Source organism: Pannonibacter indicus (assembly GCF_001418225.1).
Classification (GTDB): domain Bacteria; phylum Pseudomonadota; class Alphaproteobacteria; order Rhizobiales; family Stappiaceae; genus Pannonibacter; species Pannonibacter indicus.
Genome location: NZ_LIPT01000002.1, coordinates 430,573 through 450,778, shown reverse-complemented (window position 1 = coordinate 450,778; position 20,206 = coordinate 430,573). Strand labels below are relative to the sequence as shown.

Annotated in this window: 21 protein-coding genes; 7 read left to right on the top strand and 14 right to left on the bottom strand. The window is 63.8% G+C overall.

All coding sequences use genetic code 11. The features are described from left to right. Positions 1 to 79: 79 nt before the first annotated feature. Both ASC48_RS05005 and trpB read left to right on the top strand, forming a co-directional pair. Positions 80 to 739 carry a phosphoribosylanthranilate isomerase gene (locus tag ASC48_RS05005; RefSeq protein ID WP_055454677.1) on the top strand — a complete coding sequence of 220 codons (660 nt, stop codon included), beginning with the start codon at positions 80 to 82 and terminating at the stop codon, positions 737 to 739. 15 nt (positions 740 to 754) lie between these two features. After that, a complete protein-coding gene (gene trpB, locus ASC48_RS05000) occupies positions 755 to 1,960 on the top strand; it encodes a tryptophan synthase subunit beta (RefSeq protein WP_055454676.1) in 1,206 nt (401 codons plus the stop codon). Positions 1,961 to 2,314: 354 nt separating this feature from the next. On the opposite strand, the gene ASC48_RS19490 is transcribed toward trpB, so the two are convergent. Beyond that, a complete protein-coding gene (locus tag ASC48_RS19490) occupies positions 2,315 to 2,482 on the bottom strand; it encodes a hypothetical protein (protein WP_156367080.1) in 168 nt (55 codons plus the stop codon). Between the two features lie 337 nt (positions 2,483 to 2,819). Between ASC48_RS19490 and trpA the strand changes: the two genes are divergently transcribed. The 3 genes from trpA (at position 2,820) to ASC48_RS04985 (ending at position 6,128) form a co-directional block, all read left to right on the top strand. Further along, complete coding sequence (gene trpA / locus ASC48_RS04995) at positions 2,820 to 3,647, top strand: tryptophan synthase subunit alpha (protein WP_055454675.1); 828 nt, start codon at positions 2,820 to 2,822, stop codon at positions 3,645 to 3,647. A gap of 36 nt (positions 3,648 to 3,683) precedes the next feature. Then, positions 3,684 to 4,598, top strand: a complete 915-nt coding sequence (gene accD, locus ASC48_RS04990; protein ID WP_055454674.1) for an acetyl-CoA carboxylase, carboxyltransferase subunit beta — start codon at positions 3,684 to 3,686, stop codon at positions 4,596 to 4,598. 213 nt (positions 4,599 to 4,811) lie between these two features. Next, positions 4,812 to 6,128, top strand: coding sequence for a bifunctional folylpolyglutamate synthase/dihydrofolate synthase (locus tag ASC48_RS04985; RefSeq protein ID WP_055454673.1), 1,317 nt, complete (start codon positions 4,812 to 4,814; stop codon positions 6,126 to 6,128). Between the two features lie 230 nt (positions 6,129 to 6,358). Here ASC48_RS04985 and ASC48_RS04980 read toward each other — a convergent pair whose 3' ends face one another. Both ASC48_RS04980 and ASC48_RS04975 read right to left on the bottom strand, forming a co-directional pair. Then, on the bottom strand, positions 6,359 to 6,730 hold the full coding sequence (locus tag ASC48_RS04980) for a cupin domain-containing protein (RefSeq protein ID WP_055454672.1): 372 nt from the start codon (positions 6,728 to 6,730) through the stop codon (positions 6,359 to 6,361). A gap of 318 nt (positions 6,731 to 7,048) precedes the next feature. After that, positions 7,049 to 8,575 carry a YifB family Mg chelatase-like AAA ATPase gene (locus ASC48_RS04975; RefSeq protein ID WP_055454671.1) on the bottom strand — a complete coding sequence of 509 codons (1,527 nt, stop codon included), beginning with the start codon at positions 8,573 to 8,575 and terminating at the stop codon, positions 7,049 to 7,051. 156 nt (positions 8,576 to 8,731) lie between these two features. Here ASC48_RS04975 and ASC48_RS04970 point away from each other — a divergent pair, with 156 nt between their 5' ends. Beyond that, positions 8,732 to 9,553 carry a cyclase family protein gene (locus ASC48_RS04970; protein WP_055454670.1) on the top strand — a complete coding sequence of 274 codons (822 nt, stop codon included), beginning with the start codon at positions 8,732 to 8,734 and terminating at the stop codon, positions 9,551 to 9,553. Between the two features lie 27 nt (positions 9,554 to 9,580). Here the strand turns inward: ASC48_RS04970 and gshB are convergent, their stop codons facing one another. The 8 genes from gshB to ASC48_RS04930 form a co-directional block, all read right to left on the bottom strand. Further along, a complete protein-coding gene (gshB, locus tag ASC48_RS04965; protein ID WP_055454669.1) occupies positions 9,581 to 10,525 on the bottom strand; it encodes a glutathione synthase in 945 nt (314 codons plus the stop codon). Positions 10,526 to 10,729: 204 nt separating this feature from the next. Continuing rightward, positions 10,730 to 11,512, bottom strand: a complete 783-nt coding sequence (locus ASC48_RS04960; protein ID WP_055454668.1) for a succinate dehydrogenase iron-sulfur subunit — start codon at positions 11,510 to 11,512, stop codon at positions 10,730 to 10,732. Between the two features lie 55 nt (positions 11,513 to 11,567). Further along, positions 11,568 to 12,410 carry an FkbM family methyltransferase gene (locus ASC48_RS04955; RefSeq protein WP_055454667.1) on the bottom strand — a complete coding sequence of 281 codons (843 nt, stop codon included), beginning with the start codon at positions 12,408 to 12,410 and terminating at the stop codon, positions 11,568 to 11,570. A gap of 12 nt (positions 12,411 to 12,422) precedes the next feature. Beyond that, positions 12,423 to 14,249, bottom strand: coding sequence for a succinate dehydrogenase flavoprotein subunit (sdhA, locus tag ASC48_RS04950; RefSeq protein WP_055454666.1), 1,827 nt, complete (start codon positions 14,247 to 14,249; stop codon positions 12,423 to 12,425). Between the two features lie 5 nt (positions 14,250 to 14,254). After that, on the bottom strand, positions 14,255 to 14,638 hold the full coding sequence (gene sdhD / locus ASC48_RS04945; protein WP_055454665.1) for a succinate dehydrogenase, hydrophobic membrane anchor protein: 384 nt from the start codon (positions 14,636 to 14,638) through the stop codon (positions 14,255 to 14,257). Positions 14,639 to 14,649: 11 nt separating this feature from the next. After that, positions 14,650 to 15,054 (bottom strand): succinate dehydrogenase, cytochrome b556 subunit, encoded by a 405-nt coding sequence (sdhC, locus tag ASC48_RS04940; protein WP_019964266.1) that lies wholly within the window; start codon positions 15,052 to 15,054, stop codon positions 14,650 to 14,652. Positions 15,055 to 15,307: 253 nt separating this feature from the next. Beyond that, positions 15,308 to 16,243, bottom strand: a complete 936-nt coding sequence (locus tag ASC48_RS04935) for a glutaminase (RefSeq protein WP_055454664.1) — start codon at positions 16,241 to 16,243, stop codon at positions 15,308 to 15,310. 42 nt (positions 16,244 to 16,285) lie between these two features. After that, a complete protein-coding gene (locus ASC48_RS04930; protein ID WP_055454663.1) occupies positions 16,286 to 16,954 on the bottom strand; it encodes a sulfate transporter family protein in 669 nt (222 codons plus the stop codon). Between the two features lie 291 nt (positions 16,955 to 17,245). Here ASC48_RS04930 and ASC48_RS04925 point away from each other — a divergent pair, with 291 nt between their 5' ends. Then, the gene (locus ASC48_RS04925) at positions 17,246 to 17,974 is read left to right on the top strand and encodes a class I SAM-dependent methyltransferase (RefSeq protein WP_055454662.1); all 729 of its coding nucleotides are present in this window, start codon (positions 17,246 to 17,248) and stop codon (positions 17,972 to 17,974) included. Positions 17,975 to 17,986: 12 nt separating this feature from the next. Here ASC48_RS04925 and recR read toward each other — a convergent pair whose 3' ends face one another. The 3 genes from recR to trpS all read right to left on the bottom strand — a co-directional run bounded on the left by recR (position 17,987) and on the right by trpS (position 20,204). After that, positions 17,987 to 18,595 (bottom strand): recombination mediator RecR, encoded by a 609-nt coding sequence (gene recR / locus ASC48_RS04920; RefSeq protein WP_050473994.1) that lies wholly within the window; start codon positions 18,593 to 18,595, stop codon positions 17,987 to 17,989. A 191-nt stretch (positions 18,596 to 18,786) separates the two neighbouring features. Further along, complete coding sequence (locus ASC48_RS04915) at positions 18,787 to 19,107, bottom strand: YbaB/EbfC family nucleoid-associated protein (protein ID WP_055454661.1); 321 nt, start codon at positions 19,105 to 19,107, stop codon at positions 18,787 to 18,789. Positions 19,108 to 19,124: 17 nt separating this feature from the next. Beyond that, positions 19,125 to 20,204: a tryptophan--tRNA ligase gene (gene trpS, locus ASC48_RS04910; protein ID WP_055454660.1), complete on the bottom strand. Its 1,080-nt coding sequence runs from the start codon at positions 20,202 to 20,204 to the stop codon at positions 19,125 to 19,127. Between the last annotated feature and the right edge of the window lie 2 nt (positions 20,205 to 20,206).

The window sequence follows — 20,206 nt, the reverse complement described above, 5'->3', positions numbered from 1 at the left end:
GGTGCCGCCTGCGTCCCGTCCGGGCCAGCCAGGCAGCACCCACTGTCCGTCAAAGATGCGAAAGCCGCAGGAATTCAGAATGCCCAAAACCATCATCAAGATCTGCGGTCTTTCGACCCCTGAAACCATGGAAGCTGCCGTCGAGGCCGGGGCGGATATGGTTGGGCTGGTGTTCTTTCCCAAGAGCCCGCGCCATGTGACACTCTCCGATGCCTGCCGTCTGGCCGATATTGCCCGCGGGCGCAGTGAGATTGTTGCGCTGACGGTGGACATGGACCTGCACGGCCTGCAGCGCATCAATGAGCTGGTGCAGCCGGATATTTTCCAGTTTCACGGCCAGGAAACACCAGAAGCCTGTGCTGCCGCACGGGTCATGATGCGCCGGCGCATCATCAAGGCAGTTGGTGTGAGCAAGAGGGCTGACGTGGAGGCCGCTCTGCCCTATGTCAATGTGGCTGAGCGGATCCTGTTCGACGCCAAGCCCCCGAAAGACTCCGATGTGCCCGGCGGCCACGGGGTACCGTTTGACTGGACGCTGCTGAAGTCGCTTGACCTGCCGTGCCCCTTCATGCTTTCCGGGGGACTGGATCCGGAAAACGTTGCGCAGGCAATTGTGCTCAGCGGTGCCACCGCAGTCGATGTCTCTTCCGGCGTCGAGCGGAGCAAGGGCGTGAAGGACAGCGGGTTGATACGTGCTTTCGTGGCGGCAGTCCGGAGCGCGGAACAGGCGAAGGAGTAACGAGAGTTGACCACAATGGCAAACACCCTGCGGTCCGGCCCGGACGAGCGGGGCCATTTCGGGATTTTCGGCGGCCGCTACGTGGCCGAAACCCTGATGCCGCTCATTCTCGATCTGGAAAAGGCCTATGACGACGCCAAGGCCGATCCGGCCTTCAAGGCCGAGTTGGACAACCTCAACACCCATTATACAGGCCGGCCTTCGCCGCTCTACTTTGCCGAGCGCCTGACCGAACATTTGGGCGGCGCCAAGGTCTACTTCAAGCGTGACGAGCTGAATCACACCGGCAGCCACAAGATCAACAACTGCCTCGGCCAAATCCTGCTGGCCAAGCGCATGGGCAAGACGCGCATCATCGCCGAGACCGGCGCCGGCCAGCACGGCGTGGCAACGGCCACCGTCTGCGCCCGCTTCGGCCTGCCCTGCGTGGTCTATATGGGTGCCACGGATGTGGAACGGCAGAAGCCGAACGTCTTCCGCATGAAGCTTCTGGGCGCTGAGATCGTTCCGGTCACCGCTGGCGCGGGCACTCTGAAGGATGCGATGAACGAGGCGCTGCGTGACTGGGTCACCAACGTTGACAACACCTATTACCTGATCGGCACCGCCGCAGGCCCGCATCCCTATCCGGAGCTGGTGCGCGATTTCCAGTCGGTCATCGGCAAGGAAACCCGCGAGCAGATTCTTGCCGCCGAAGGCCGCTTGCCGGACGCGATCGTTGCCGCTGTCGGCGGCGGTTCCAACGCCATCGGCCTGTTCCACCCCTTCCTTGATGACAAGAGCGTCGAGATCTGGGGCGTTGAAGCCGGTGGACGCGGACTTGACGGCCACGAGCACTGCGCCTCGCTGAATGCCGGCAAGCCGGGCGTGCTGCATGGCAACCGCACCTATCTGCTGCAGGATGACGATGGCCAGATCCTGGAAGGCCATTCCATTTCGGCAGGCCTTGATTACCCCGGCATTGGGCCGGAGCATTCCTGGCTGAAGGAAATCGGCCGCGCCAACTATGTGCCGATCACCGATGACGAGGCGATGGCCGCGTTCCAGCTTCTGACCAAGGTGGAGGGCATCATCCCGGCGCTGGAGCCGGCCCATGCGCTGGCTCAGGTGGTCAAGATGGCGCCGAAGATGGGCAAGGACCAGATCATCGTCATGAACCTGTGCGGCCGCGGCGACAAGGACGTCTTCACCGTCGGCAAGATGCTCGGCTTCGACCTGTGATCTGAGGTTTTTGCCATATCCGGCAGGGTCAGTTCCATACCCTGAGTCGCCCCGGGCCGAACGTCGTGAGGACCCGGGGCTTACTCGTTTGCAGAGCGTGGCCGTTATTTCAAGCCGCGCGGCAGGGATGTCCTGTTTGGCCATTGTACCGGGCTCATCTGGCCGCTCTGCAAGCGAGTGGGCCCCGGATCGCGCTGCGCTTCGTCCGGGGCGGCGCCGGATATCTGGCGTGGCCCAGTGGCCACCCCTCCGAACCTGCACGCCAGCCGGGCCAATTCCCCGCAGACCTTCCCACAAACGCAAAGGCCCCGCAGCCTTCTGAACTGCGGGGCCTTTGCATGAAAAACGGTCCGGTCAGCGGCCGGTCAGGCCGCCTGCAAACATGGCGGTGAGGTAAAACTCGAATGCGCCCGGGCCGTTGTGGTCCTTATGCGGTGCAGCGGCCTGCGGTTCATGGCCGCTGAAGATGCGGCCAATTCCGGCGAGGCGCTTTGTCTTGCGAGGGGTGGTCTCAATGATCATGGGGGAGGCTCCTTTTCTTGTTGTTCCTGGCCAACCCGGCCTTGTCTTCAAGACATAGAGACGCACAATGTGCGCTTCAAGACCCCCCCGTTGCAGACCAAGCCTGCAACCGCTGCATGGCTCAAAGGACAGGATTTCTGCCGCTGATGCGTCTTCCCCTTGCAGGAAAAGCGGCGCGATTCAGCCTTTCTTGCCTTTACCTGCCGCGATGCGTTGACAGAAGGCCTTGAAGCCCCCTACATCCAAGCGCTGGTTTCAAGGTTCAGCGCGCCCGCCCTCCGGGCTGCCTGCCCGGCAAACCAGATCTGCGAACAGATCGTCGAGGATGGGAAGCTGAATGACCGGGACGCGCATCGACCGCCGATTCAAGGCCTGTGCCGAAAAGGGGCGACCGGCCCTTGTCACCTTCATCACGGCAGGCGATCCGGATCTGGCCACATCGCAGGCAATCCTTGAGGCGCTGCCTGCGGCCGGCGCCGATGTGATCGAACTGGGCATGCCCTTTTCCGATCCGATGGCGGAAGGCATTCCCATCCAGCTTGCCACCCAGCGGGCACTGAAGGCCGGCCAGACCATGGACCGGACGCTCGCCATGGTACGCAAGTTCCGCGAGAAGGATCAGGACACACCCATCGTGCTGATGGGCTATTACAACCCCATCTATGTGCGCGGCCCGGAGGCTTTTGTCGCCGGGGCACGTGAGGCGGGCGTGGATGGCCTGATTGTTGTCGATATTCCGCCGGAAGCTGACGACGAGCTGTGCATCCCGGCGCTGAAGGGCGGCATCAACTTCATCCGCCTGGCGACGCCGACCACCGATGACCGCCGCCTGCCGGCGGTGCTGAAAAACACGTCCGGCTTCGTCTATTATGTCTCCGTGACCGGCATCACCGGCTCTGCGGCCCTCAACACCGCCAATGTTTCGGCAGCGGTGAAGCGGATCAAGGGCCACACGGACCTGCCGGTCGCCGTCGGCTTCGGCGTCAAGACGGCTGAGGATGCCGAGGCCATCGGTAAGGATGCAGACGGCGTGGTCGTCGGCTCCGTGCTGGTGGAGGCGATCCGCAACAGCCTCGATGCAGATGGACAGGCGACGGACAAGACCGTTGCCGCCGTGACAAATCTTGTGTCCTCCCTGGCCGGAGGCGTGGCGCGCGCCCGCTGACCGGCCAACAGGCACCAACAACGAACGGGATTTGCCGTGAACTGGATCAACACTGTCGTACGGCCCAAGCTGCGCAGCTTCCTGTCGCGCCGCGAGATGCCGGAAAACCTCTGGATCAAATGCCCGGAAACGGGCGAGATGGTGTTCCACCGCGATCTGGAAGCCAACCTGTGGGTCGTGCCGAATTCCGGCTACCACATGCGCATTCCGGCCAAGAAGCGCCTTGAATCCTTCTTCGACGGCGGCAGCTATGACCGGGTGGCAACGCCTTCCGTGACGGCTGATCCGCTGAAGTTCCGCGACACCAAGAAATACGCCGACCGCCTGAAGGAATACCGCACCCGCACCGGCGAGGAAGACGCGGTTCTGGTGGCGCGCGGCCGCGTCAACGGCCTTGATTTCACCGCTGCCGTGCAGGACTTCGACTTCATGGGCGGCTCGCTCGGCATGGCCGCAGGCGAAGCCATCCTGACCGGCATGATGACCGCCGTGGAGCACAAGACCCCGTTCGTGCTGTTTGCTGCCTCCGGCGGCGCCCGCATGCAGGAAGGCATCCTGTCGCTGATGCAGATGCCGCGCACCACCATCGGCATCCAGATGCTGCGCGAGGCACGCCTGCCCTACATCGTTGTGCTGACCAACCCGACGACGGGCGGCGTTTCGGCCTCCTACGCCATGCTGGGGGATGTTCACATCGCCGAGCCGGGCGCCCAGATCGGCTTTGCCGGCCGCCGCGTCATCGAGCAGACCATCCGCGAGAAGCTGCCGGATGATTTCCAGAGCGCCGAATATCTGCTGGCTCACGGCATGGTGGACATGGTGGTGAAGCGTCACGACCTGAAGGACACCATCTCGCGCCTTGCCGGCATCTTCATGAAGCGTGAGCTGACCCTGCCGGACCTTGATCCGCCCGCGGACGAACCCGCCCGGGATCAGGCTCCCGCCGCCTGAAAAATAGCCCGCACGGCGGCCTGCCGATGCTTCATGTCTGTTTGACACAAGCATGAGAGGCTCGCCTTGCGGGATCATCCCTTCCCGCAAGCCAGAGCAGGGCCGTTCAAGCGGCCTGCCTGAAAGCAAAGAGACGGGGCTTGCCCGGCAGACCAGTGCCGCCGGGCGGCTCCAGAATGTTTGTGCCATCCGCAGGGAAACTCCAGGGACGCCATGGACCAGATCACCGCCATTCTTGACCGGCTTCTCGCCTTGCACCCGCGCCAGATCGACCTGTCGCTGGACCGCATGCACCGCCTGCTGGCGGCGCTGGGCAACCCGGAACGGCGCCTGCCGCCCGTGATCCATGTGGCGGGCACCAATGGCAAGGGCTCCGTCACGGCCACCATGCGCGCCATTCTGGAGGCCTCCGGCAAGCGCTGCCATGTCTATACGTCACCGCATCTGGTAGCTTTCAACGAGCGCATCCGCCTCGGTGAGCATGGCAAGCTGGTCGATGATCCACGCCTGATGGCCGCGCTCGACCGCTGCGAGGAGGCGAACGGCGGGAACGAGATTACCTTCTTCGAAATCACCACCGCCGCCGCGCTGTTGCTGTTCTCGGAAGAGCCGGCGGATGTGCTGTTGCTGGAAGTGGGCCTAGGCGGGCGGCTCGACGCCACAAACGTGATTGACCGGCCGCTCGTGTCGGTCATCACCTCCATCTCGTATGACCACGAGAAATTTCTCGGCAACACCTTGAGCGAGATTGCAGGCGAGAAGGCTGGCATCATCAAACCCGGCTGCCCGGTTGTCTCAGCCCCCCAGGAAGATGAGGTGCAGGCAGTGCTGGACCGGGTTGCCGCCCGCAACCGTGCGCCCATCGCCCGCTTCGGTCAGGAATATACCGCCAGCGAGGATCAGGGCCGGCTCTGCTATCAGGACGATGACGGGCTTTACGACCTGCCGCTGTCGAGCCTGACCGGCGGCCACCAGATCATCAATGCGGGGTTGGCGATTGCGGCGCTGAAGACCGCATGCCTGCTGCCGGATGAGGCCACCATCGCAAAGGGCCTCAAGCATGTGGTCTGGCCGGGGCGTCTGCAGGTGCTGACCCACGGACCCTTCGTCGAGCAATGCCCGGAAGGGGCGGAAATCTGGGTCGATGGCGGCCACAATCCGGGCGCTGCCTTGCGCGTTGCCGCCTTCATGGGCGAGCAGGAGGAGCGCCACCCGCGGCCGCTCTACATGATCTCGGCCATGCTGACGACCAAGGACCCGATCGGCTTCTACCGCGCCTTCCACGGCCTCGTGCGCCATGTGGCGACCGTGCCGGTGAAATCCACCAACGCAGCGCATGATCCGTTCGAGCTGGCCGATTTCGCCCGCACCGCCGGTCTGGAAGCCACGCCCTTCGACAGCCTGCAGGCCGCCGTCGCCGACATCAGCCGCTGCGCCGCCCGCGACGGCGAGCCCCCCCGCATCCTCGTCTGCGGCTCGCTCTACCTCGCCGGCGACGTCCTGGCCGCCAACGGCATGGCACCGAAGTAGGGGCCCGAAGGAGCATCCGCCTGCGAAGACGCGTGAGCGGGCAAGCCCTTCCTCCCCGACGGAGGTCATTCCGGTTTGCCGCAGCGCCCCTTCTCCCCTGAGCTACTGCATGCACACGTCATGCCTGAAGCCGGAGACAGCTTGGGGAAAGCCTGAAGTCTGGTCACCTTGGCACGGTCTTTCAGCCCCCTCCCCACGAGGGAAAGGGGGCGGAGAGGCCCTGCCACCAATCAGATCCAGAGAACGTTCTGCGCGGTGCGGTCTCCGCCGGTGTGGCCGGTGTTGAGGGCGCCGCGCGGTTCGATCAGCAGAAGATGCACTTCCTGCTCCGCATAGGGCTTGTGCTCCACGCCCTTGGGCACGACGAACATCTCTCCGGCGCCAATCGAAATGGCGCCGTCGCGGAAGTCGATCCTGAGCAATTCCTTCAGCACGATGAAGGTTTCATCGGTCTCCGGGTGGCCGTGCCAGACGAATTCGCCCTCGATCCGCACCAGCTTGAACTGATATCCATTCACTTCGGCGGCAACGCGGGGCTGCCAGAGCGCGTCGATCAAGGTCAGTTTTTCAGCGAAATTGATGGCCTTGTATGTCTTGTCCATGCTGTACGCCGGACAATGTGCAGCCGATGGCAAAGGTATAATGCCTGTGCGGCTGGTAGGCAGGTCCCGAAAAATAGGCTTCTATGCGCTCGCAGCCCTCCGCGCCGGACGCCAGATTGATCCAGCCCGCAGCCCTGCCGCCCGGCGTCTCCTCCAGCTTGCCCGTATCTGCATGCAAGATCTTGTCTTTCCTGATCATCCCGGCGCATGGCTTGCAAAGCCGGTAAGCCCGGAACGTATTCCCGGTCTTCCCTGATTATGCCGCCGGGCGGAGCGGCGGGCAACCGGGAGGACGTGGCGGGGAACCGGCGTTCCCCCTCACGCTGCCTGCTTGAGGACATCCTGGCCTCTGTAACTGAGAGCTTCGGCTAGGTGAATGCGGGTGACGGTGGGGCCGCCGTCGAGGTCGGCGAGGGTGCGGGCGAGTTTGAGGACGCGGTGATAGCCGCGGGCGCTGAGGGAGAGGCTGTTGGCCGCATCGGTGAGGAACTGGCGGCCTGACGGGTCCAGCGCCACCACCTCCTCCACCACGGCAGCGGGCATCTGCGCATTGGTGCGGGCGGAAAGGCCCAGCGCCCGGTAGCGCGCCTCCTGCTGATCGCGGGCCATGGCCACCCTTTCGGCCACGGCGGCAGAGCTCTCCGCGCGGCCGGGGGTAAGCAGATCGCTGGCGGTGACGGCGGGAACCTCGATCCTGAGGTCCAGCCGGTCGAGGAAGGGGCCGGAAACGCGGGACTGATATTCGCTGGCGCAGCGCGGGCCACGGCGGCACTCGTGGCCCGGCTCGCCCGCATGGCCGCAGCGGCAGGGGTTCATCGCCGCAATCAACTGGATGCGCGAGGGATAGGTGACCCGGTGATTGGCCCGGGCAATGATGGTTTCCCCTGCCTCCAGTGGCTGGCGCAAACTGTCGAGCACCTGCGGCTGGAACTCCGGCAGCTCATCCAGAAAGAGCACACCATTGTGGGCGAGGGATACTTCCCCCGGCCGCGCCCGCAAACCGCCGCCGACGAGCGCTGCCATGGACGCCGAGTGATGCGGCGCACGGAAGGGGCGCCGGTCGGTCAGCTTGCCATCGGCCAGCTCTCCGGCGAGGGAGGCAATCATCGAGACTTCCAGCAGCTCCTTCGGCGACAGCGGTGGCAGGATGGAGGCAAGACGGCTGGCCAGCATCGACTTGCCCGCGCCCGGCGGGCCAACCATCAGCATGTTGTGGCCACCGGCTGCGGCAATCTCCAGCGCCCGCTTGGCCGTCTCCTGCCCTTTAACATCGGCCAGATCCGGCAGGTTGGCCGGCAGGCCCCGCAGGCGCGGGGAAGGCCGGGAGAGCACCTGCGTGCCCTTGAAATGGTTCGCCAGCTGAATGAGCGATCGCGGGGCAAGAATGGACATCTCTCCGTCTGCCCAGGCCGCTTCCGGCCCGCAGTCCTCCGGACAGATCAGTCCCTTGCCGAGCCCGTTGGCGCCCATGGCCGCAGGCAGCACTCCGGCCACCGGCGCCAGAGTGCCATCCAGCCCAAGTTCCCCCAGCACCACGTAATCGGCCAGCATGTCCGGCGGAATGGCGCCGATGGCGGACATGATGCCCAGCGCAATCGGCAGATCGTAGTGGGAACCTTCCTTCGGCAGGTCGGCAGGGGCGAGATTGACGATCACCCGCTTGGCCGGCAGCGCCAGGCCCGAGGCATGCAGGGCGGCACGCACCCGCTCCCGGCTTTCGGCCACTGCCTTGTCCGGCAGGCCCACCACGGTGAAGGCCACCATGCCGGGCCCCACCTGCACCTGCACATCAACGGGCACTGCCTCGATGCCCTGAAATGCAACCGTCGTCACCCGGCTTACCATACGCGCCTCCCTCATGGGTCGCATTCGAGATTACGGCAACTTCTCAGGGAGTCAAGAACGTAAACAGAACATTAACACCGCTTCTTTGGCCTTGCGCTTTTCCGGCACAGGTTGCAGCATCTTTCCATAAGCCTGAACAGGCAAAGGGGAGCAGCCATGTGTGATGTGTGTGTGATGAATGCCGTGAAGGACCGCATGCTGTCGCGGCGCGATCTTTTCCGGGCCGCAGCCGTTGGCGGGGCGGTGGCGGCCGCTGCGGCGGTGAGCGCGCCCTTTTCCGCCATGGCGGGGGTGCCCAGCAAGGTCAGCGACCTGACCCATGAGCTGCACGAGGCCTTCCCGACCTTCTTCGGCCAGCAGCAGTTCTTTGCCGAAAAGCTGTTCGACTACGCCAAGGACAAGTTCAACCTGTTCGAGCTGCGGGTGAACGAGCACACCGGCACCCATGTGGATGCGCCACTGCATTTTTCGGCTGACGGGCTGCCGGTGGCGGAAATTCCGGTGGCCAATCTCGTCGTGCCGCTCTGCGTCATCGACATCCGCGCAAGGGCTGCGGAAAATGCCGATGCGCAGCTCACCCCTGATGACATCAAGGCCTGGACGGCGGCAAACGGCGATCTGCCGGAAGGCGCCTGCGTTGCCATGCTGTCCGGCTGGGACAAGCATGTGAACACGGAAAAGTTCCGCAACGCCGATGCGGAGGGCAAGATGCATTTCCCCGGCTTTCACGTGGAAGCAGCGCAGATGCTGATGGAAACGGGCAGCATCTCGGGCATTGCCGTGGACACGCTGTCGCTGGACTACGGCATGTCGCCGGATTTTGCGGTTCACTACGCCTGGCTGCCGTCGAACCGCTGGGGCATCGAGTGCATCGCCAATCTGGACCAGCTGCCGGCCAAGGGCGCCACGCTGGTGGTTGGTGCGCCCAAACACCGTGGCGGCACAGGCGGCCCGGCCCGCATCTTCGCGCTGTCGTGAAGGCTGAGCAGGAGAGAGAGCCGGGCTTTACGCCCGGCGCTTGGCCTCGATCACGTCCCAGACGCGCACAGCAATATCCGGTCCGCCGAGGCGCTTGACGGCGCGGATGCCGGTGGGGGCGGTGACGTTGATTTCCGTCAGGTTGCCGTCGATCACGTCGATGCCGACGAGGATCAGCCCCTTGGCCTTGAGGGCGGGCGCGAGGCGGGCGCAGATCTCGCGCTCGCGGTCACTCAGCTCGGATTCCTTCGGCGAGCCGCCGCGCACCATGTTGGAGCGCAGATCGCCCGGTGCTGGCACCCGGTTGACGGCACCGGCATATTCGCCGTCCACCAGCAGGATGCGCTTGTCGCCGTGCTTCACATTCGGCAGGAAGCGCTGGATCACCCAGGGCTCGCGGAAGGTGGCGGCGAAGAAGTCGTAGAGCGAGCCGTAGTTGAGGTCATCATTGGTGATGCGGAACACCGCCGCCCCGCCATGGCCGAACAGCGGCTTCATGACGATGTCGCCATGCTCCTCGCGGAAGGCGTCGATCTCAGCCCGGTCGCGGGTGATCAGCGTCGGCGGCATCAGATCGGCAAATTCGGTGACGAACAGCTTTTCGGGCGCGTTGCGCACCTCGGCCGGATTGTTGACCACCAGCACCTGCGGGTGGATCTTCTCCAGAAGATGGGTGGCGGCCACATAGGCCATGTCGAAGGGCGGGTCCTGACGCATCAGGATCACATCGATCTGCGACAGATCCGTGCGCTGCTTTTCGCCCAGCGTAAAGTGGTTGCCTTTCTCGTCGCGCACCGTTACCGGCTCCAGCGCGGCGAAGACCTTGCCGTCCTTCAGCGCCAGCCGGTCAGGCGTGTAATGGTAAAGCTCGTGCCCGCGCGCCTGCGCCTCCAGCATCAGCGCAAAGGCGCTGTCACCGGCAATGTTGATGGACGAGATATGGTCCATCTGGACCGCGACCTTCAGGGCCATGCCTGTTCTCCGGAAAGCTTCATGTCAGGGGCCGCTTTGCGGCGGGGCACATACATATGTGATTTCTGGACCGGTTTGTCCAGAATAGGAAACCGGATCAGAAACCGGCGGCCTTCAACAAAGAAGGCCCGCTCTGCCCAGGTTCCTTGCGGAAGGGGCAGAGCGGGCCCGGATCAGCTGCAAGCTGTGTGGCCTTGAGCCGGGTCAGACGCGGCGGTCCACCAGCATCTTCTTGATCTCCGCGATGGCCTTGGCCGGGTTCAAGCCCTTCGGGCAGGCCTGCGCGCAGTTCATGATGGTGTGGCAGCGGTAGAGGCGGAACGGGTCTTCGAGGTTGTCGAGACGCTCGCCCTTGGCCTCATCGCGGCTGTCGATGAGCCAGCGGTAGGCCTGCAGCAGCACGGCCGGGCCGAGGTAGCGGTCGCCGTTCCACCAGTAGGACGGGCAGGAAGTGGAGCAGCAGGCGCAGAGAATGCACTCGTAGAGGCCGTCCAGCTTGGTGCGGTCCTCATGGCTCTGGCGCCATTCCTTTTCCGGCGCCGGCGAAACCGTCTTCAGCCAGGGCTCGATGGAGCGGTGCTGGGCGTAGAAGCGGGTCAGATCCGGCACGAGGTCCTTCACCACCGGCATGTGCGGCAGCGGGTAGATGCTGATGGCGCCCTTGGACACTTCATCCATGCCGCGGGTGCAGGCAAGGGTGTTGGTGCCGTCGATATTCATGGCGCAGGAGCCGCAGATGCCTTCACGGCAGGAGCGGCGGAACGTCAACGTCGGGTCGATCTTGTTCTTGATGTAGATGAGACCGTCCAGGATCATCGGGCCGCAGTCGTCGAGATCGACGAAATAGGTGTCGATGCGCGGGTTGCGCCCGTCATCCGGACTCCAGCGGTAGATCCGGTATTCGCGCAGGTTGGTGGCGCCCGCCGGCTTGTCCCAGACCTTGCCCTCGGTCACCTTCGAGTTCTTGGGAAGCGTCAGCTGAACCATTATCGTCGCTCCGCGTTACGGCGCCGGATGAATGTCCGCGCCAGTCAGTTCCCCGTCAGGCCGCCAGCCGGAACAGGATGTTGTCTCTGGTTTCACCGGCCTTGACGTAACCGAGATCTGCCAGAAGGGTCAGGCAGTCCTCGGCCCAGTGCGGCCGGCAGTTTGTTTCAATCAGGATCGCCCGGGGCCAGAGGTCCCGGTTTGCCGTCCGCAGATAGGGCAGGAGGACACGGTCCTCAAACCCTTCCACGTCCAGCTTCATGACATCCACCCGCTCAAGGCCTGCCTCGCTGATCACATCGAACAGCGGGCGCACCGGAACGGTGACATTGGACCAGTTTCCGGCCCATTCGCCGGTGGTCAGATCTTTCACCACGGTGGCAAAACCGGCGTTGGAGGGCTCGCGCCAGAGGGACAACTCCCCCTCCCGGTCCCCCACCGCCGTGCGCACCAGCGTGATGCTGCCCGCGCCATTGGCCGCGATGTTGAAGGCAAGCTTTTCCGCCGTCTCCTCGCTTGCCTCAACCGCCAGCACACGGGCACCGGCAGCAGCGGCAAACAGGGAATAGGTGCCCACATTGGCACCCACATCAACGAAAACCGCGCCCCGGTGGATGAGCGGTGCCAGAAGGCCGTGCTCGGCCCGCTCCGGCAGCCGGCCGCGGGCCAGCATCTTGCGGTCGTCGTAGTTGGCGCCCGGATAGACGCGGAACTTCAGCCCTTCCACCACCGTGTCATAGGGGCCGCCGAACAGGCGGGCCACCAGTGACCTGATCCGCTTGCGCAGAAAGGCGGAAATGTCATGCCGGTCCGCAAGCCCCCAGGCAAGACGCACCAGACCCTCGGCACGGTACGTGCCGAAAGGGGAACTGGTGTCTGGCCGGGCGGTTGCGGACATCGGGTGCCGTCCTTAGTAGACGCGTGCCTTGGGGGCGATCTTCTTCGGGTCGATGCCGCCCTGCTCGTAGGGCGTCAGCGGCTCGAGGACGACCGGACGGTAGTCCAGCTTGACGTTGCCGGCCTCGTCCACCCAGGACAGGGTGTGCTTGCGCCAGTTTTCGTCATCACGGCCACCCAGCGGACCATCCTTGTAGTCCTCGCGGGCATGGGCACCACGGCTCTCCTTGCGGGCCTCGGCGCCGTAGACCGTGGTGATGGCGTTGACCATCAGGTTCTGCAGCTCGAGGGTTTCCACGAGATCCGAGTTCCAGACCATGGACCGGTCAGAGACCTTCAGGTCGCTCATTTCGCCCCAGATGGCGGAGAGGCGCTTGCAGCCCTGCTCCAGGCTTTCCTGGGTGCGGAACACGGCCGCGTCTTCCTGCATGGCGCGCTGCATCTTCTCGCGCAGGGCGGCTGTCGGCGTGCTGCCGCTGGCGTGGCGCGTCTTGTCGAAGCGGGCCATGATTTCTTCGCAGGAGCGCTCGTTCGGCGTGGGCACTGCGGACTTCCGATCGACAACCTCGGCTGCGCGGATGGCAGCGGCGCGGCCGAAGACCACAAGGTCGATCAGCGAGTTGGAGCCAAGGCGGTTGGCGCCATGCACCGATGCGCAGCCCGCCTCACCCACGGCCATCAGGCCCGGCTGGATGCGGTTCGGGTTGGCGGCATCTGCGTTCAGCACTTCACCCCAGTAGTTGGTGGGAATGCCGCCCATGTTGTAGTGCACGGTCGGCAGAACCGGGATCGGCTCCTTGGTCACGTCCACGCCCGCGAAAATCTTCGCGGATTCGGAAATGCCCGGCAGGCGCTCGGCAAGCATGGCCGGGTCCAGGTGATCGAGGTGAAGGAAGATGTGATCCTTGTTCTTGCCGACGCCGCGGCCTTCACGGATCTCAAGGGTCATGCAGCGCGACACCACGTCACGGGAGGCAAGGTCCTTGGCGGAGGGGGCGTAACGCTCCATGAAGCGCTCGCCCTCCGAGTTGACCAGATAGCCGCCTTCGCCGCGGGCGCCCTCGGTGATGAGGCAGCCCGAGCCGTAGATGCCGGTCGGATGGAACTGCACGAATTCCATGTCCTGCAGCGGCAGGCCCGCACGGGCCACCATACCGCCGCCGTCGCCGGTGCAGGTGTGGGCCGAGGTGGCGGAGAAATAGGCGCGGCCATAGCCGCCGGTCGCCAGAACCACCATCTTCGCGGAGAAGCGGTGAATGGTGCCGTCATCGAGGTTCCAGGCGATCACGCCCTGGCACACACCGTCTTCCGACATGATCAGGTCGAGCGCGAAATACTCGATGTAGAACTCGGCATTGTGGCGCAGGGACTGGCCATAGAGCGTGTGCAGGATGGCGTGGCCGGTACGGTCCGCCGCCGCGCAGGTGCGCTGGACCGGAGGGCCTTCGCCGTAGTTCTGCATGTGGCCGCCGAAGGGGCGCTGGTAGATGCGGCCATCCTCGGTGCGCGAGAAGGGCACGCCATAGTGCTCCAGCTCATACACGGCCTTGGGGGCCTCGCGGGCGAGATACTCCATGGCGTCGGTGTCACCGAGCCAGTCGGAGCCCTTCACCGTGTCGTACATGTGCCATTCCCAGCAGTCCGGGGTCATGTTCTTCAGCGAGGCGGCAATGCCGCCCTGTGCTGCCACCGTGTGGGAGCGGGTGGGGAACACCTTGGTGATGCAGGCCGTGCGCAGGCCCTGCTCGGCCATGCCGAGGGTGGCGCGCAGACCGGCACCGCCGGCGCCGACCACCACCACATCGTGGGCGTGCTCGACAAATTCATAGGTCTTGGCCATGTGGATCAGCCTCCAAAGGCAATCTTGATGACCGCGAACACCAATCCGAGGCCGACAGCGGCACAGAAGAAGATGTTGGCCATCAGGGCGAGGAACTTCACGCCGTCACCGTGGACATAGTCCTCGATGATGACCTGCATGCCGAGCTTCATGTGATAGATGCCGGACAGGATGACCAGCAGAAGCAGGATCGACAGCAGCGGGTTCTTCAGAGTTGCAATCAGTTCTGCATGGCTTGAGCCCTGCAGGGAAATGACCAGCACGATGAAGAACGAGATGAGGAAGACGTTGGCAAAAGCCGTGACGCGCTGGCGCCAGAAGTGCTCGGTACCCTCCTTGGCGGAGCCAAGGCCGCGAACCTTGCCGAGGGGAGTGCGCATATCGCTCATGATCTATCTCCTCAGCGGACCATATAGCCGATGATCCAGAGCAGGATCGTCAGCGTCACCGAACCGATGATGGTGGCACGGGCCAGCCATTCGCGCGCTTCACGGCCGAAACCGGCGCCCATGTCCCAGATGAAGTGGCGGATGCCGCCCAGCATGTGGTGAACAAGGGCCCAGGTGAAGCCGAACAGCACCAGGCGGCCAAGGATCGAACCCATCAGGCCATTGACGAAATCATAATAGGCCTCGCCGGAGGCGGCGGCGATGAGCCACCAGGCCAGCAGCAGGGTCCCGAAATACAGCGCCCCACCGGTGATGCGGTGGAGGATCGACATCACCATCGTCAGGATCGGCTTGTAGATCTGAAGATGGGGCGACAGAGGGCGGCTGCCCTTCACATCGACATCCGGCATGGACATTCTCTCCCGTCCGACGCCATGCTGACGTTTACGTAAACGTCAGCAATCTGCGGCGTTGTCTAGTGGGGTAATAGCGCCAAGAACACGGCTCGTCAAAGTATCCTGAGGGTGAAAACTGCATTGAGTTTCTTTCCCTCGAATACGAAGCGCGGATTCTCGCGGGTTTGAACGATTGAAAGACCAGAGCGGGTTAATATGGCGTGAAGTTTAGGCAGGTGCTGAAACGGCTTTAACTTGACGGGAGCCTTCAGGTTTATCCAAAGACAGACCAGCCCGTCTTGCGCGCAAAGGTCTCCATGGCCTCTGTGCCCAACTTGGAATTGCCATACTGGTTCAAGCCCGGAGACCAGACGGCGATGGAAGCCCGGCCCGGTGCAATGACGAGAATTCCGCCGCCAACGCCGCTCTTTCCCGGCAGGCCGACGCGGAAGGCAAAGTCGCCCGAGCCGTCATAGTGGCCGCAGGTCATCATCAGCGCATTGATGCGCCGGCGCCGGTCGCGCGAAATCAGACGCGGCATGCCCGGCCCTTCCAGCAGCAGCCGCCCGGCCAGCGCAAGCTGGCGGCAGCTCATGTCGATGGCGCATTGGTGACAGTAAGTGCCAAGTACCTTGTCGGTGCTGTTCCGCAAATTGCCAAAGGAAGCAAGGTAATGGGCAAGGGCGAAGTTCCGGTTCGAGGTTGCAATTTCTGACTGTGCAACATTCTGGTTGATGCGAATGTCCTCAAAGTCGCAGGCTGCCTGCACAAAGCGCACCATCTGGCCCAGCGCTTCGCGGGGCGAGGAGTCCGCCAGGTAGGTGTCCGTTGTCACCAGTGCTCCGGCGTTGATGAAGGGGTTGCGCGGAATCCCATTTTCGTGCTCAAGTAGCAAAAGACTATTGAAGGCAAGGCCCGAAGGCTCCCGCCCCACCCGGTGCCACAGCTGGTCCCCCACCTTTCCCAGCGCCAGAGCCAGCGCGAACACCTTGGACACCGACTGGATCGAAAAGGGCGTGTCCGCATCCCCGGCGGCATAAACCTCGCCGGATACGGTGGCCACGCAGATGCCGAACTGATTCGGATCCACCCGGGAAAGCTCCGGGATATAGTCCGCCACCTTGCCCCGCTCGCCCGAGGCCATGGCGTCACTGACGATTGCGTCCAGAAGATCCTGCATCTGCTCCCGCCCAAGTTCTGTCACCGGCATGCGGCAGGCTCCTCCTCAGCCGTCACCGGGTGGCGGACACAATCATATCCGGCGGGTCAAGGAAAGCCGTTTGAAAAGATGGACCATGAAAATCGTCGCAAAGACCGGCGTGACCAGGTTCAGCAGCGGTACGGCGAGAACGCCCGCAATCAGCAGGCCCGCCATGAACACCTTGCCGCTGTTTGCCTGCCGCAAGCGGCGGGCTTCCGTTAACGGCATGAAGCGGGACGCGGCGAATTCGAAGAACTCGCGGCCCAGCAGATAGGCATTCACCACGAAAAAGGCGATGAGGTTGATGCCCGGCACCAGCAGCAGCACCAGCGCAAAAAGATTGCCCAGAATGACCACGCCCGTGAACCGCAGGGTCGAGAGCAGCGAAGTTCCAAGTGGCAGCGCCTTGCCCGGCAGATCGGCCGGATAATTGGTCCGCTCGACGATTTCTGCCACATCATCCTGGAAGAACCCGGCGAAAAGCGCCGTCACCGGCGCCACCAGAAAGCCCAGCGCGAAGATGGCGCCGATGCCGGTCAGGATCGTCACCACCGTATCGAGCCATGGATAGGGCAGGTCCACAAACCCGGCGACCAGCGCCTGAAGCCCGATCCATACGGCCATCAGCACGGCCAGCGTGAACGCCAGGGATTTGATCAGGATTGCCCGGAAAGCCGGCTCGAAAACCTGCCCCAGAGAGCGGATTGCATCGGAAATCATCGGCAGTTTCCAGTCCTTGCGCGTGTCATAACAACTTTCGATGCGCCCGGTTCGCCGGGAGTTTATCGAGCCCATCGGGCATCTGAGCAATTTCAAGGCGTGATGCGTCAGCATCGAAAGCCCTGGTGTCACAGTCTTTCATGGCAGAGATAAGCGCGGCCTGCACCGGCCACAAGCCAGGGAACGCGGAACCGCTTTTCACAGTTGAGGCTGCAACAGCGTCCATTGGTGACCCGGGTAAATTGGTGTACCATGCGGGACGGTTGCGGCCTATTTCCGTGGGAGGAGAGCATGCCGGCAAGCAGCAAGCAGAATGCGGCGGATCTGTTCCGCTTTGAATGGGGCATCTACCGCAAGCTCACCAGCACCGGGCTGTTCGGCCATGTGGAAGTGGCCGAAGTGCTGGAGCGGGAGATTTCCGCCCGGTTTGCGGCGCCCTTTTCCATTCTGGAACTGGCCTGCGGCGATGCCACCGTCACCAGCAGCGTGCTGAGCCGCTGCCCGGTTTCCACTTATCGCGGCATCGATCTGTCCGCCATGGCCCTGTCGCTGGCGCGGAGCAACTTCGCCGCTGCGCCCTTCCCGGTGACGCTTGAGGAAACCGACATGCTGGCGGCCCTGTCGCCGGAAAGCACCGGGCCGGTGGATGTGATCTGGTGCGGCCTGTCGCTGCATCACTTGCCGCAGGACGAAAAGCGCCAGCTCTTTGCCCTTGCCCGCAACGCCTTGCGCAAGGGCGGGATGATGGCGGTCTATGAACCGGTGCTGCCGGACAGGCTGACCCGTGACGCCTTCATGGCGCGGATGGCGGGCGAATTGCGTCAGGCCTGGGCCGTGCTTGCCCCGGACGAATTCGACCACATGTGGCAGCACATCAACAGCTTCGACTTTCCCGAGACGCTGGACGGCTGGAAGTCCCTCGGCCTTGCCGCAGGCTTTGCCCAGGCGCAGGAGGTGTTCCGTCTGACCGGGCCCATGCCCTGTTCCTTCCTCGTCTACGAGGCAGGTCCGTCTCACTGACACGAAAAAGGGTCAAAGCCGGGTACGGGCCTTCAGGGCCTGTGCCAGCGTGCCTTCATCCAGATAGTCCAGCTCCCCGCCCACCGGCACGCCGTGGGCGAGGCGCGAGACGGTGACGCCGGAGGCGGCCAGTTCGCCGGTGACGTAATGGGCTGTCGTCTGCCCTTCCACCGTGGCACTGATCGCCAGGATCACCTCGCGGATGCCGCCCCGGTTCACCCGCTCCACCAGCGAGGCGATGTTGAGGTCTTCCGGGCCGACGCCATCCAGCGGCGACAGGGTGCCGCCGAGCACGTGATAGCGGGCATTGAGGGCCGCCGCCCGCTCCAGCGCCCAGAGATCGGCCACATCTTCAACGACGACCAGCAGCCCCTCGTCGCGGGCCGGATCGCAGCAGATGGCGCAAGGGTCGGACGTGTCGACCGTACCGCAGACCGAGCAGACGCCCACCTTCTCCACCGCCACAGCCATGGCGGAGGCGAGCGGCACGAGCAGCAGCTCCTTTTTCTTGATCAGATGCAGCGCTGCCCGGCGCGCCGAGCGGGGGCCAAGGCCCGGCAGCTTCGCCAGAAGCTGGATCAGGCGTTCAATCTCGGGTCCTGCAACCTTCCGGCTGGCCATGATGCTCCTTTGTGATCCGTAGCTGACGCTGATCAGAAACCGCGGTTCTTCTGTTTGCGGGCAAGCGCCCGCAGATACAAGCCGTTGACCAGGGCACCCCTCTCCCCCTCAAGGGGGGAGAGGGGCGCTGCGGCCAAAGGAAAGTGGCTTCCTCTTCTCTTGCAACCGGAGGCAGCCCCGGCCCAATTCCCTCAGAACGGCAATTTGAAGCCTGCGGGCAGGCCCATGCCGCTCATGAGTTCCTGGGTCTTTTCCGCCATCATCGCCTCGGCCTTGGCCTTGGCATCATTGTGGGCGGCGAGGATCAGGTCTTCGAGGATTTCCACCTCGTCTTCCTTGGCCAGCGAAGGATCGATCTTCAGGCCCTTCATGTCGCCCTTGCCCGACAGGGTGACGGTGACAAGACCGGCGCCGGCGCTGCCGGTCACTTCAAGGGCGGCCAGGCTTTCCTGCAGGGAGCCCATCTTCTCCTGCATCTGCTTGGCCTGCTTCATCATCTTGAGGAAGTCCATGGGTGTCTCCTTGTGGTTCAGCGCACGTCGAGGAAGCCGATGATCTTGCGCATGTCGCGCAGCACCGGTTCGGCAATCGCAGCCGCGCTTTCAGCGCCAGCCTTCAACACCTTGTCGATTTCGGCCGGGTCGGCCATCAGGCGGCGCATTTCGCCCGAAAGCGGCGCCAGCTTGTCGACGGCAAGATCCGCCAGCGCCGGCTTGAAGACGGAGAAGGGCTGCCCGCCGTAATCGCGGATGACCTCTTCCTTCGTCTTGCCAGCAAGAGCTGCGAAAATACCGACCAGATTGTCCGCCTCGGGGCGGCCCTTGAGGCCTTCCACTTCGCCCGGCAGCGGCTCGGGATCGGTCTTGGCCTTCTTGACCTTCTTGGAGATGGCGTCTGCATCGTCAGCAAGGTTGATGCGGGACAGGTCGGACGGGTCCGACTTCGACATTTTCTTGGTACCGTCACGCAGGCTCATGATGCGGGTGGCGGGGCCTGCAATCATCGGCTCGGGCAGCGGCAGATAAAGTTCATCGCGCACTTCCGGCGAGGGGGTGGGGTTCGGCACGCCGATGCCCAGCTCCTTGATGCGCTCTGCAAAGTCGTTGTTGAACTTCTGCGCAATGTCGCGGGTCAGCTCCAGATGCTGCTTCTGGTCATCGCCCACCGGCACATGGGTGGCGCGGTAGGCCAGAATGTCGGCGGCCATCAGGTTCGGATAGGCGAACAGGCCAACAGAGGCGTTCTCGCTGTTCTTGCCGGCCTTGTCCTTGAACTGGGTCATCCGGTTCAGCCAGCCCATGCGGGCGACGCAGTTGAAGATCCACGCCAGTTCCGCATGTTCCTTCACCTGGCTCTGATTGAAGATGATGGAGCGCTTCGGATCGATGCCGGCGGCGATATAGGCGGCGGTCACCTCACGGGTCGCGCTCTTCAGTTCGCCCGCATCCGGGAACCCGGCCGTGATGGCATGCAGATCAACGACGCAGAAGATCGACGGCATCTGATCCTGCAGCGGCACCCAGCGGGAAACGGCGCCCAGATAATTGCCGAGATGAAGATTGCCGGTTGGCTGGACACCAGAAAAACAGCGGGGCTGGAAAGCCGTCATGA

Bases quoted from the DNA above. Each gene is read 5' to 3' on its own strand.
- trpA (WP_055454675.1), top strand. From the start codon at position 2,820: ATGACCGGGACGCGCATCGACCGCCGATTCAAGGCCTGTGCCGAAAAG.
- sdhA (WP_055454666.1), bottom strand. From the start codon at position 14,249: ATGGCCAAGACCTATGAATTTGTCGAGCACGCCCACGATGTGGTGGTG.
- ASC48_RS04925 (WP_055454662.1), top strand. From the start codon at position 17,246: ATGCCGGCAAGCAGCAAGCAGAATGCGGCGGATCTGTTCCGCTTTGAA.
- ASC48_RS04955 (WP_055454667.1), bottom strand. From the start codon at position 12,410: ATGTCCGCAACCGCCCGGCCAGACACCAGTTCCCCTTTCGGCACGTAC.
- ASC48_RS04970 (WP_055454670.1), top strand. From the start codon at position 8,732: ATGTGTGATGTGTGTGTGATGAATGCCGTGAAGGACCGCATGCTGTCG.
- sdhC (WP_019964266.1), bottom strand. From the start codon at position 15,054: ATGTCCATGCCGGATGTCGATGTGAAGGGCAGCCGCCCTCTGTCGCCC.
- gshB (WP_055454669.1), bottom strand. From the start codon at position 10,525: ATGGCCCTGAAGGTCGCGGTCCAGATGGACCATATCTCGTCCATCAAC.
- ASC48_RS19490 (WP_156367080.1), bottom strand. From the start codon at position 2,482: ATGATCATTGAGACCACCCCTCGCAAGACAAAGCGCCTCGCCGGAATT.
- ASC48_RS04975 (WP_055454671.1), bottom strand. From the start codon at position 8,575: ATGGTAAGCCGGGTGACGACGGTTGCATTTCAGGGCATCGAGGCAGTG.
- trpB (WP_055454676.1), top strand. From the start codon at position 755: ATGGCAAACACCCTGCGGTCCGGCCCGGACGAGCGGGGCCATTTCGGG.
- trpS (WP_055454660.1), bottom strand. From the start codon at position 20,204: ATGACGGCTTTCCAGCCCCGCTGTTTTTCTGGTGTCCAGCCAACCGGC.
- recR (WP_050473994.1), bottom strand. From the start codon at position 18,595: ATGGCCAGCCGGAAGGTTGCAGGACCCGAGATTGAACGCCTGATCCAG.
- ASC48_RS04915 (WP_055454661.1), bottom strand. From the start codon at position 19,107: ATGGACTTCCTCAAGATGATGAAGCAGGCCAAGCAGATGCAGGAGAAG.
- sdhD (WP_055454665.1), bottom strand. From the start codon at position 14,638: ATGAGCGATATGCGCACTCCCCTCGGCAAGGTTCGCGGCCTTGGCTCC.
- ASC48_RS04985 (WP_055454673.1), top strand. From the start codon at position 4,812: ATGGACCAGATCACCGCCATTCTTGACCGGCTTCTCGCCTTGCACCCG.
- ASC48_RS04935 (WP_055454664.1), bottom strand. From the start codon at position 16,243: ATGCCGGTGACAGAACTTGGGCGGGAGCAGATGCAGGATCTTCTGGAC.
- ASC48_RS05005 (WP_055454677.1), top strand. From the start codon at position 80: ATGCCCAAAACCATCATCAAGATCTGCGGTCTTTCGACCCCTGAAACC.
- ASC48_RS04930 (WP_055454663.1), bottom strand. From the start codon at position 16,954: ATGATTTCCGATGCAATCCGCTCTCTGGGGCAGGTTTTCGAGCCGGCT.
- ASC48_RS04980 (WP_055454672.1), bottom strand. From the start codon at position 6,730: ATGGACAAGACATACAAGGCCATCAATTTCGCTGAAAAACTGACCTTG.
- ASC48_RS04960 (WP_055454668.1), bottom strand. From the start codon at position 11,512: ATGGTTCAGCTGACGCTTCCCAAGAACTCGAAGGTGACCGAGGGCAAG.